At 60.3% G+C, this 12,355-nt stretch carries 7 protein-coding genes; 1 reads left to right on the top strand and 6 read right to left on the bottom strand.

From position 1 onward, the window contains the following. The first annotated feature begins 528 nt into the window (after positions 1 to 528). On the top strand, positions 529 to 1,041 hold the full coding sequence (locus LPW29_RS13860) for a flavodoxin (RefSeq protein WP_238628493.1): 513 nt from the start codon (positions 529 to 531) through the stop codon (positions 1,039 to 1,041). 46 nt (positions 1,042 to 1,087) lie between these two features. Here the strand turns inward: LPW29_RS13860 and LPW29_RS13855 are convergent, their stop codons facing one another. The 6 genes from LPW29_RS13855 to LPW29_RS13830 all read right to left on the bottom strand — a co-directional run. Further along, on the bottom strand, positions 1,088 to 1,777 hold the full coding sequence (locus LPW29_RS13855; RefSeq protein ID WP_238628492.1) for a hypothetical protein: 690 nt from the start codon (positions 1,775 to 1,777) through the stop codon (positions 1,088 to 1,090). 155 nt (positions 1,778 to 1,932) lie between these two features. Next, positions 1,933 to 5,010 (bottom strand): hypothetical protein, encoded by a 3,078-nt coding sequence (locus LPW29_RS13850; protein ID WP_238628491.1) that lies wholly within the window; start codon positions 5,008 to 5,010, stop codon positions 1,933 to 1,935. A gap of 283 nt (positions 5,011 to 5,293) precedes the next feature. Further along, complete coding sequence (locus LPW29_RS13845) at positions 5,294 to 7,753, bottom strand: TonB-dependent receptor plug domain-containing protein (RefSeq protein WP_238628490.1); 2,460 nt, start codon at positions 7,751 to 7,753, stop codon at positions 5,294 to 5,296. A 62-nt stretch (positions 7,754 to 7,815) separates the two neighbouring features. Further along, the gene (locus LPW29_RS13840) at positions 7,816 to 10,911 is read right to left on the bottom strand and encodes a hypothetical protein (protein WP_238628489.1); all 3,096 of its coding nucleotides are present in this window, start codon (positions 10,909 to 10,911) and stop codon (positions 7,816 to 7,818) included. Positions 10,912 to 11,126: 215 nt separating this feature from the next. After that, positions 11,127 to 11,504 (bottom strand): alpha/beta hydrolase family protein, encoded by a 378-nt coding sequence (locus LPW29_RS13835; protein ID WP_338018705.1) that lies wholly within the window; start codon positions 11,502 to 11,504, stop codon positions 11,127 to 11,129. Beyond that, on the bottom strand, positions 11,407 to 12,355 hold a 949-nt coding region (locus LPW29_RS13830; protein WP_238628487.1), incomplete at its 5' end, for a TolB family protein. The genes LPW29_RS13835 and LPW29_RS13830, both read right to left, overlap by 98 nt.

Raw genomic sequence — 12,355 nt, 5'->3', positions numbered from 1 at the left:
GGGATCAATGGCATAGTGATCGGCAGGGACCGTGGGTCCGGCATTGTTGAAGAAGCGGGGCATGACCGCAGTATAGGACGGAAGCCGTCCGGTAAACCAATGCCTGCGTGCAACAGACAGGGACAGGCCTGTGGGGGAAAACCTTCCATCAGAGTTTGCCAATTGGCAGGTGTTCGCAAGCCGCCCAATTTAATGGTGATTCTGAGCGACAGGGATAGAAAGGGGTACCACTCAGTAACGATAATGATTATCATACGCGTTAACGGAATCCACAATGCGGAGGTACCCTTTCGTGAGCACGCTGACACCTAACCCCAACGCCACCCCGACTCAGCCCGTAACCGAAAAACCCATGCGCCAAATCCGGAGGTCAACGTCTCAACCCTCATCACCCGTCACCCCCCGGCGTGGTTGCGACCGAGGCTGCGGGGGCTGCGGCCGCCAGCGCGCCACCTGACATCGGCCGGAACCCAGCATGTTAACCCCTACCCTACGCTTTTGGCGCACGACCAGATAAGGATGGAGAATATGCGAGTGGCCATCTACTTTGGCACCACCAGTGGCAGCACGTTACGTGTCGCGGAGATGATCCGGGACGCACTGCAACCCATGTCGGTGGATCTGTTGGATGTGGCGTTTCTGGACCACGCTCATAGCATGACCGAATACGATCTGCTCATCTGGGGGGCGCCCACCTGGGGTTACGGAGATCTCCAGGATGACTGGGAAGATTTCATCGACCACCTGGACGACGTGGATCTGTCGGGCTTGCCGGTGGCGTTGTTTGGCCTGGGCGATCAGTATGGATACGGCGAGGTGTTCGTGGATGCCATGCGCATCCTGCACGACAAGGCCCAGGCTCGCGGCGCAAGAATTCTTGGTTACTGGCCGATCGATGAACACTACGACTTTGAGCACTCCCTGGCCGTGATCGACGATCATTTCTGCGGTCTGGCCCTGGACGAAGACAACCAGAGCGAATTGACCCATCCTCGCGTAGCCACCTGGTGCCGGCAGCTTCAGGAGGTGGTGTTTCCCTGACACATCCCCACCCGCGGCCAGGTGCCGCGGGTGGGGATGGCGGCTGCTACTGCTGCTGCGCCGCGGACCTGGCCTCCTCGGACGTGATGCCGCCCCAGGTCATCACCACGTTGATGTCCGGAGTGCCAAAAAGCGTTTCGAATGATTTCGCGGGCAAGGTCTCCACCATCTCGTCTTGAAGCGACTGACGCCGCGCCTCAAGCTCCGGCGTCATCTCCCCGGCGCGGCGAAGGGTTCGCAACTCGAACCAGTCCTCGGGCCAGAGTTGCGGGTCCAGGGCAACCGTGACGGTCTGCATGGTGGATTTGCGCAATAACTGAATGCGGAAGCTCTCCACGGCATGCTCCATTCCCGCGGGCCGCGGCGTGCGCGCCTCGGGCTTCTCGCTCACCAGCACCAGATCCAGTGCATCGGTCACCCCGCCCATGGGGGCATGACTCAACACCAGAAGATCGTTGGCCCGGGCGATCTCATCCTCCCCAAAGAGCAGGTCCAGGCCATATTGCAGGGCCAGAAAGCCGACCGTGGCCGGACCGCACGGGTAGCCATGGTGGTCCAGAACCCGCGCCAGGCTGATGCTTCTGGCGACCCCGTCGGGGTGGATGACGTGTATCGGGGGGTGATCCTTCACCACCTGAGGAAGGTCATCGGACACGGCCTGTTTCAGCGGCAGCCCCGCCAGCAGGATGACGCCCAGCGCAGAGGCAAGAACGAAACGACAAGGGGATGAATACATGGGCAATGCTCCTGAGGTTAGACAAGTGAGGTGAGGTCAACGGGTATTGACCGAATGCGGAGCGTTGCAACTGGCTGGCGATGGCTGGCTGTGCAAACGAGTCATACAGAGACATCAGGGGCAGAAGGATGAAGCCGCCTCCTGCCCCTGACGGATTAACGCCGGGACATCGAGCCCACATCCATGCAACCGGGGCAGTACGGAGTGAGATCCTGTGTGTCCGGGATCCCATCACCGTCAATGTCGTCGTCCATTTGCAGGGGCGACATCATCCATTCGCTCTCGGCGTACTGAGGATTGAAAAAGTCCGGACGACCATCACCATCGAAATCGAAGCGGGCCAGATCGGTGCCCGGGAAGTCGTCCCATTCGGTGAGTGCTTCCGCAATCAGGGTCAGCCGGCGCCAGCGCTCCGGATCCTGCGTGGCCGTCTCCGCCCAGGCAATCGCCAGATCGAATTTCCCCGCAGCTGCCAGCAGTTTGACGCCTTCCCGCCACCCCCGATCCTGCTGGGTGGGACTGTTGAGTTCCTCAATCAACCCCTGATAGCCGTTCCAGCCCCATGCCGTGTTGGATGAGTCTCCCAGCAGAACCCGATGGGCCCCTTCTCGAGCTTTGACGACGGGCTCCTGGCTAAAGCCATTGAGATGGCCCTCCCGATGCAGACGGGCCCGTTGCTCCAAGGCAACCTCAAGATAGGCTTTCGCCACCGCTTCCGTCTCTCTCATCACTGTAGTCAAGCTGGCTTCATCGGCGACCTGGCCAGCCATGGCTTGAAGCGCAGCCATCACCTCGTCATCCAGAGTCGCCAGTGCCTGCTCGGACATGCCACCGCGGCTCTGCAGATCCGCGACCCTCCGGAGCTGTTGGCTCCTGGCATCATTTGAGTCGATAACCCGGGCCTGCTGACGCAAGGCGGTAACGACTTCGTCCCCATCCATGTCCAGGGCAAGATGGCCATTGGCCAGCAACCATGCGGCTTCTGCCCGCAGCAATGTTGAGGCTCCTCGGTACATCTCCTGTGCCATTGACCAGCACTCGGCCATGCGCTGTCTCGCCTTGGTCGTTTCCCCCAGTTCATCGGTGGCCAGGGCAGCGGCATGGCATCCATTGCGCAGCAAGCGGTTGACCTCGGTGCGCGCATTATCGGGGGATGACCCCGGAGGCGGCACATAGCCGATCGCATCCCGCCAGGATTCCTCGTCAAAATCATCCGAATCCTCGATAAATGCGGCTGAGGTGGACAGTAGCCACCCGGCATCCGCCACTTCGCGGGCAGCCTGAAGCATTCCCTCGTCGGTCAGTCGTACAGCCAGGTTACGTCCATCGGTACTCAAACCCTGGCTGCGGTGGATCAGGTAGCTGGCCCGATCCCGAGGCGATGCAATGCGCTCGCTCATCTCATTCAACGCAGCTTGCGCTCCCCCTTCACGAGCCGCCTCAACTGCGAAGAACACCGCAATCTCATTGGCCGCCGTGCGCGCCGCGGAACTGTACATGGGATAAGGCACCACCTCATCTTCGAGTAGTTGCTCGAAGCGCCCGGTCAACCCCATGGCTCCGTAAGCGGGCGCAATGATATCCACATAGAAACGGGAGAAAGCATTGGTCTGATTGCCGCAGGTGGCGCCCATCAGATCTTCGAAGGCATCGATACCCGCAAGTGCCTGTTCACGCAGCCCTAAATGGGAATAAAGGGCCGCGTATCGGGCCGTATATTGGCTCTGGATCAGCCTGCAGCTAGTTGGTCCAGGCTGAGGTGAACCCATGTCATCCACCCAACGTCTCAACAAGTGGGTAGCGGCCACCGCCTGCTCATAGGAGGAACCGGTCATACCCGCTTCCGCTGCCAATTTCACCCGTTCCTCGGCCTGGTTGAGGAGGGCTGTGGTCAGATTAAAGTAGTTGCCGGTCCAGGGTTGACCGGGCCCTCCGAACTGGTTCACGTAGTCGAGCAATGGCGCGATAATGGTCTCCGCCCGATCAGGGTATCCAGCGGCGAGGAAATCGTCGCTCAAGGACCGGTAGAACCTGGCATCGGCCCCCGTCAGGTTGGCAAGGCCCAGAGCCTCCAACTGCTGCTGCTGAATCCCGCTGGCTTCATCCCAGTATTCAAGGGAGCGGGTCTCCTCCCCGTTGCGGAAAAGCTCCTGACCTGTGCGGCGGAAGGCCTCGGCTCGCTCGATAGGCTGAAAGATCTGCGCTCGCAAAACGAGATCAGCCTCTTCATGCAAACCGGCCGCAGCCATACCCTGGGCAATGCGGGCAAATACCGGATCAAGCACGCTATCGTCGAACACGCCGTCAAACAGGCGCTCGGCCCGCTCATAGGGGGACAAATCAGAACGCAGGAAGTATTCCAACCTGGCCTGGTTGTCCATTCCCAGCACTTCGGCTTCAGCGAGGGGTACCTGATGATCCAAAACCCTGGAAGCGGCCAGCCTTGCGATGGTCTGATCTCTTGCCAGCCCTTCAGGTAACTGAAACTCCGGGTCTTCCAGAGCCTCAATGCCAACGGGATAGGTCTGAACAAGGTAACGTGCCACGTTGAAGACACCAGGACTGTTAGCTGGCATGCCTCTTTGCCCGGCCGCCAGCCATACGGCATGCGCCAAACTGCGCAGATTATCTTTTTCGGCCTGATTGTGCGGCTCAAAGCCCAATTGCTTATCGAAGAAGCGGGCCAGTCCATGCGCAATGTTTTGCTGGGCCACGGCGTCGATCACCTCTTGGGCCGTGTTCACCGAATCACTACGCAAAGCCAGGACCATGGACTGAACGCCTTTGAGCCGATCCTTAATCGTTTCGGGTAGATCCAGGATGGCGTCATCGGCCAGATACTGGGCCGCTTTCGCGAAATCACCATCGGCATCGCGCAACGAAGCGGCAACCTGCACCATCGGGTCATTGATGCCGCGCAGGGCCACCCATAGCTCTGTCAGCAGCAGGCTGGCACGCTGAACTTGCGCGTCTTCCGCGGGATCATTCATCACCCCTGAAGGAGGTAAATCAAGCAGGCTGGCAACTTCGTCCACCACGGCATGCACCGCCAAAGCATCTTGTGGATAAAAACGATCCACCAAGGTGGTCAACGGCGAAATGACCGGCCTGTCCAGCCCCATCCAGGGGGCGCTGAGTTGCAGCCCCTGGAAGTCCTGGCCTGTCTTCGTGTCCACCCCACCTCGGGCCATCAAGCGGGCATCGCCGGGAACGCCATCTTCCGAAAGGGTCAATTGAAAACGCCCATGCTCGTCGGAACGGACGACTTCAGAAAGCGCATCACCATTCGCGTCCAACAGCCAAACCGCTGCCCCTTCAATGGGTGGATCAGTTACCAGACCAATTACTTGTGAGGACGGTGTAGGGTCATCGCTCGAAGAGCCACCGCCTCCCCCACAGCCGGCCACCAGCAGGATAACCAGCAAGGACAGAAAGCCGGTTAGAACAGCTTCAGTAAATCGTGACATGCACATACCTCCTGCCAGATGGGACCGGCCGTTTTGGTGATTCGAGATCTCAAAAGTCATATTTCAGGCTCACCCAGTAATGTCGACCGATCTCCACGCCGCTCTGCCCCGAGGGCACGGTATGGGTTCGCTCATCGAAAAGGTTATTGACCTGAACCTGCGCCGTGAGCGCCGTGGCCCCTGGCATCGGCTGGGAGTAACTCAGGCTCAGGTCCGTGATGAAAGTGACGGGCCGGCTTTCGCGTTCGTACTCGTCGAGTTGCTCGAACACCCTTTCACCACTGGGCAGTTCCACCAACTCTCCATCCACGACACGGCCCGTGCGGGTAATGACGGATTGACGGCCACGATATCGGGTATTCAGATCCGCACGGATCCGTTCCCCAAAAGGTCTTGAGAGACTTAGATTAGCGACCACAGGGCGGGCAAAGTCCTCCCGCAGAATATCCAGCTCGCCATAGCGGATACGCTCACCCCGGTAGGACACGTACTGCCCCGAACCGGTGGCATCCACCGGATCGTCATAATCGGCATTGCTGGTCCTGGTTTCGGAATAGGTCAGATGCAGCCCCACCAGGGTTTCACCAAACTCCCGGTACCAGGAAGCAGACACTCCCCGGTATCGGCTGTGACCATCATTGTTCATGAGGTAATAGCGATACCCATCGGGTTGGGTATCGGTGGTGGTTCGGGCAAACTCGTCCCGGTTGTCCCGCTGAACCAATTGAAGATCGAGCACCCCCCCCAGCAGTGCCTGCCTCAAACCCACCATGAGCTCATCGCTGAAGGGTGTATCCAGATCCTCGAACACATAGCGGAAGGTGCCCTCACCCGAGTCCACTTCCCAGTCCCGAACGACATTCTGGGTGGTGCCGCGGTATTCCCTGAAGAATGGGGCCCTCGCCTCCCGCAGCTTGTAGGTCAGCAGGGCCGCGCCGTAATAACGGTTGGCCCCCGCCCGGACTACGGTGCGGCCATCATCGAACACATCGAGACTGCCCCGGGTGCGGTACGCAATATCGTGGTTACCGAGAAAATCATCGTGGTCATAACGCAAGCCCACCGTGCCGGTGACCCGCTTCCAATTGAGCGTGGTCTCGCCAAACAGACCCGCTTCATTCAAGGAGACTTCAACGTCATCGGCGGGATAGACGCTTCGGGTGGAGAAATACTGTTCACGCTGCTGGCAGTCGTAACGATTGCCCCGACACTGGACCTCGCTGTTGATCACCGGATTTTGATAAACGTAGAGATCCTCATCCCGCTGGAATCGATAACGCTGATGGTTGGCTTCGGCACCGAAACGATGGCGTACCTCGGCCTGCCCAAGATCGTTCCCCATGGTCTCCGCCATCCAGCGAAAGGACAGACTGCCCTGTTCCTTATCCAGATCACCAAAACCGCCCTGACGGCTGTTACCTACATCGGCACGGCGCCCCCAATCGATGCTCCGGGTATTGGCCCAGTTAAAGAAGTCCTTGGGTGCGCTACGGCTGTTTTCGCTGTAATTGACTCCCACTCGGAATTGATGATCGAGTCGATCTCCCGCGTATTCCAGATTCCCGGTGCTGCTGTAGCCACCGCCCTTGATGGTGAAGTCGCTATCCTTGGCATCCACAATGAAACGGTCATTGCTATAGGGGGCATAACCCACACTCCAATCGATCAATCCCCGATCACCCAGGGGCGTGGTCAGTTTCAACAGCAGGTTGGTGTTCTCCTGCTCCTGTGAACGACTGCGCCCCAGGGTCACCTGCGGGGTGCTGGAACGGGCCCGACTCAGGCCGATTACCACGCCCGATGCCTCGCCCACGGGCGTTGCATAGTTCAGGGACAATCGATCCCGACTGAACTCCGGGGTGCCAGGAGGCTCCGGAGGCAAGGTGCCCGAGTCCGGATCCCAGTCGCGGGTGAACGTGCGGTAGCTCACCCAATCGCTGCGGGTCGCGCTGTAGGAAACACTCCCGTCGGCCTCCATGCCCGCGCGTCGAGTCTCCACCTCCACCACGCCACCGGTGAAACGGCTGAATTCCGCCGGCACGTTGCTATCGAATACCCGGATCTCGCCGATCAGCGCACTGTCGATGAACTGGGACTGCTCATGCCCCGGCACATCGCTGATGGCGTTGGGATTGGTGGATGCCGGATCCAGGCGATTGGTGATACTCATCCCATCAAGCAGAAACTGGTTCTCGTAAAAACGCCCGCCGGAAATCGAAAAGGATTCCGGCCTCAGATCCAGTAGCGACTCGGTGGTCAGGGCGGATTCGCCAAACTGCAGTCCAGGCACCAGACGCAGCACACCATCCACGCTGCCATCGGCCCCACCGAAACGCTCGATATAGCGCGCATCAAAACGATAGCGACCCGCTGCCGTGCGCTCCCCATCAAGCGGAGTCTGCCCGATGGGACGCACCATGATGGTCTCCAGGTGCGCATCCGTTGCGCCAGCATGGGTCGCCTCGTTCGCATGAACCTCGTACACGGCCAGACATACGGCGACGCTCAACAAAAACCCGGGGGTCCTCCTCCACCGACCCCCGGTCATCAGACGGGATTGACTGCTGGACATCAGGCATCACACCCCACGCAATAGGGTGTGCGGTCCTCGGTATCGAGGATACCGTCACCATCGATATCATCATCCAGCGTCAGTGCCGACACCGCACGCTCCGCCTCGCTGCTGCCGGGACTGAAGAAGTCCGGACGCCCATCCCCGTCAAAGTCAAAGCGCGCCAGAGCCGTGCCCGGGAAGTCATCGGCATCGTTCATGGCATTGGCGATATTGAGCAATTGACGATGGCGTTCCGGCGCCTCTTCGATATCCAGGGCGATCGTCCTTGCCAGATCATACCCACGGGCAGAAGCGAGCCAGCGGACCGCCGAATGGGTCTGGGTGGTGCGGTCATTGGAAGCCGCCAGTGCATCGATCATCGCCAACGAACCCGGCCAGGTGCCCGGCAGGGCGTCATCCCCTTCCACCAGCATGCGCACCCGATCCCGGGCGAGATTCACCTGCTCCTGCTGAGTCACATCGGCCCAACCGGAGTCGGTGATGGCACGGCGAAGATCCTCAGCCACCTGCACAAAGCTCCCCGTCAGGGAATTGCGCACCGAGCCACTGCGGATGTAGGACGCCAGGTCCAACGCCTGGTTGATGACCGCCTGGTCACTGGATGGGGTAGCTATCTGGCCGAGCTCCCTCACGGCATCATCCAGCGTGTTCAGGGCACGGGCGGGATCACCGCCGCTGCTGCGCAGCAAGGCCACCTCCATGAGGTGACGGATACGGTCCACAGGATCGCTCAGCACGCCGCCCAAGGCCCGAAAACGGTCAATCAGTTCCGCGTCTCCCGACATGGCCAACTGCTGATAACCCTCGGCCATGGACTTGGCGATCCAGAGGCGATCGTCGGTCGGGCTGGCCGCATCAAACACCGATTCCGCGTGTTCCCGGCAGGCCTGAATACGCTCGCGTGACAGCGCTGGACGTTCCATCCGATCCAGGATCAACGCCACCTTGCGACAGCCCTGATCCACGAAATTTCGTCCGGATGAGCGCTGTTCCACGTACTCGTCGGACATGGCCAGTTCCCAGGCCGCGTTCATGACATCCCAGGCTTCCTCGTTTGCGCCCTGCCTCCAGAGCAGCACGGCCAGATGAGGTGTGCCGGCATCACGGCTTCCCGTACCCACCTGGGTCAGTTGCGTGATGGCGTCCTGGGCGGTGTCGGCCTGAGCTGCCACGTGTTCAATGGCTTCCTGCACTTCACCTGCAAGCGCCCGATCAACGGCCTGGTAAAGTACGGCGTTGTCCTGGGCGGCGTCCGCATTACGATCGTTGATCGGACGGACATGGTTCTCAATCCATGCCAGGTAGGTGTCGATGTCTCCCAATTCACCATAAATCGGCGCCATGCGAGGGCTCATGGTGGCACCGTAGGTGAAGTTGCAATCGGTAGTGGCCAGGCGCCGAAAATCACCGATTGCCCGTTCCATTCCCTCATCGTCGCCCAGGCGACGATAGAAATCGGCGTAGGTGGTGACCATCAGGGTCTTCATGGCCTCGCAGCGACCATCCAGCGGTTGTCCGTCCCGATATTGCTGTCCGGCGCCCAGGGTGACCTCCTGGAAGAAGCCCACCGCATTCAGGGCATCGTTGAGTGCTGAACCCGACAGCCCCGCCTCCTCGGCGGCTTCCACGGCGGCAGAGGTTCCATTTCTCAGGGCGACAAGGATGCGGCCAAAAGCAGTGGTATAGGGCTCACCTTGCTGGGAGTCGATAAACTGCCGCACGGCCAGGAGTGCTTCATCGGCGTCGTCCCTGAACCCAGCATTGAGCAGGTCGCTATTGAGGGACTGGAAGAAACTGGCGTCATCACCATCCAGGTTGCTGATGCCCTTGCCTTCCCTCAGTGCAGTTTCGTAGGTATTGAGGGCCGCCCTCCAGTACTCGACGGCATTATCCAGATCATCGGCCCCGCGCAACGCCCGAGCCACCTGTTGCTGGGCCAGGGCCCGCTCGGTAGGCTGGAAGATACTGGCCTGAAGGGTCAGCTCAGCCTCTTGCAGCAGCCCCGCCGCAGCCAGATTACGGGCGTTCGCCCGGTACATGGGATCGAGTGCACCGTCATCCAGCACCCCGACGAACAGACGCTCGGTCTGATGGGTGGGCGACAGGTCGGAACGGAAAAAGTAAGCGGCCCTGGCATCGTTATCCATGCCCAGGGTTTCGCCGCGGGCCAGAGGGATGGTGTGATCGATCACCCGCTGGGCAGCCAGGTCACGCAGGATGAGATCGTGCCGAATATCAGCCAATGGCAGGTTGGCCTCAGGATCCAAGAGGTCCTCCGGCATGGCATGCACCTGGAACACGTAGCGGGTGATGTTCAGCAGGGCCGAGCTACCAGCCGGCACACTGCGCTCGCCCATGCCTTCCCACAGGGCTCGAGAAAGGGGATCCACGTGGTCCGGATTCACTTCCTTGCCAGCCAACTCAAAATAACCCTCCAGTCCGCTGCGCAGGCTTGCCAATCCCTGAGCCTTGATCATTCCCTCGGCATTCGACTCTGCCGGATCCAGATCCAGCAAGGTTTCGGCTTGCTCAGCAATTTTGGTCAGCCTGGTTTGTGATGCATGCGGCAGTTGCTGATCCAGGGCCAGGGTTGACGCTGCCTGGTTCAGTCGGCCAGGAGACATTGACCGTATCTCGCTCTCCAGCCGTTCCCACCGATCATCCTGCCCTTCCAGTGCCATCAGGATCTCGGTGATCAACAGACTGGCTCGCTGCGCCGCGGCATCCTCGGCAGGGTCCGCCATCACCGACGCCTCATCCAGGGCCAGCCTTTCGGCCACATGGCCCACCGCCTGCTCCCGAGACATGCCCATCTCCTGCATTCGCCGATCCACCAATGTGGTCAACGGCGACACCACGGCCCGCTCCCCTGACCCATCATGGGGCGCACTCAGCGTCAGGTTCCCCAGGACATGCCCGGTGCGCACATCCACACCGCCCCGGGCCTCGATACGGTGAGCCTCACCGGCCTGATCGGACTCGATCATCAGGGTGAACAGGCCCTGATCATCAGTCTGCTCCACCGTGGACAGGGCATCACCCTGGGCATCCACCAGGCGCACCGCCGCACCCTCGATGGGGGGATCGGTCACCAGTCCAGACACTTCAACCCAGGCAGATCCATCACTGGACGAGGAGGAGCCACCCCCATCACAACCCGTCAAAGACAGCACAAGCACGGGTATCAGTAAAAATGCCGTTTTATGCCAGAACATATTGATCACTCCCGATGAAATGAATACGACTAATTAAGCCAATGCGTCCGATTGCTGTTCTTGTTACTAATCCAGTACAAGTCGCCGCTTGCTCACGGCATGTCCGTGTCCGATCCTGTCGAATCCACATACGCGGCGGCCCGCTGCATGGTCGCCGGCATGAAATGATTCGCCCCGTTCATCCAGGGCTGCCCTTCGCCGCCCTTGAGGTGGTGATCCAGCCATTGCAGCTTCCGACGGGTGGCGTCCTCGCGATTGTCTTGATCGCGGAAACTGTGGCCCTCCCCCTCATAGGCCAGCATGACCACCGATCGCCGGGATCGGCGCATGACGTTGTACAGCTCCACCCCCTGGCTGAAATCCACAACGTCATCATCGGTGCCGAAAACCATCAGCAACGGCGTGGTGGCGCGATGGGCGTGGAAAACCGGCGAATTCTCCAGGTATGGCCCCGGGGTTTCCCAGAACAATGAGGTCAACCGACCCTGACCGGTTTCGAAAATATTGGCATTGGGTCGACCGGTTCGCCGATAATTCGTCACCCGCCCAGTGATATGCTGATTGTTGCGGATTGGTGTTCGTGACCCGTCTCAGGGTGCGAAAGTCGTCGTCAGTGAAATGAAAGTTGGGGGACTCGGTCGCGCTCTCCGCCATCACTACGAACGCATCCGCTGCATCGGCCTTTTGCAGGAACTGCAGACGGCGGGGCTGATTGATCAGCCACCGGGCACCCTCATCCGGCTCATGGCGCAGGTACCCATGAGACTTGTCCTGCTCATTGAAAGCCGAAAAATAGAGCGCAGAGGTCTCGTCCGGCGGGCCCGCATGCCAATCCAGACGGTGCTCACGGAACCGGATCCGGTGCTCACGTCCCTGGGTGAGGCGCTCCACCCGCTCCCCGTCAGGGCTGGCCCGGTAGACGTCAAAACGTGAATAGAGCAGTACCCAGCGCTGATCGAGTTCGTGCAACAGACCGACATCATCGCCCGCTGCATAGACCGCCAGTCCCACTGCCCCCGATGACTCACCATCGCGCTGGACCAACGCCAGTCGATCACCCTCCGGGTGCCACAAGGGCCTGGAATCGAATTGCCCGGCCTGGCCAACCTCCCGGATCTCCAGGGTTTGCAGGTCGACCACGATCAGGCGCTGATTGCCCTTGGGCGGCTGGGTCAATAGTGCCGCCCGGCGCCCATCCGGGGAGAGTGTGGCTTGCCTGCCATGATCGATCCGGATGCGCTCCCCTGAATTCAGATGCAGAAGTTCCAGGGCAGGTCGATCTCCGTCCCGCCGTTGCGCCGGTACGTTGCCCAGCACTGCG

The organism is Ectothiorhodospira sp. 9100, from assembly GCF_022227565.1.
Lineage (GTDB): Bacteria > Pseudomonadota > Gammaproteobacteria > Ectothiorhodospirales > Ectothiorhodospiraceae > Ectothiorhodospira > Ectothiorhodospira marina.
This window is presented reverse-complemented; position numbering and strand designations above follow the sequence as displayed.

What these genes read in the sequence shown, in the direction of transcription:
- LPW29_RS13860 (WP_238628493.1), top strand. Translation starts at nt 529, where the DNA reads ATGCGAGTGGCCATCTACTTTGGCACCACCAGTGGCAGCACGTTACGT.
- LPW29_RS13855 (WP_238628492.1), bottom strand. Translation starts at nt 1,777, where the DNA reads ATGTATTCATCCCCTTGTCGTTTCGTTCTTGCCTCTGCGCTGGGCGTC.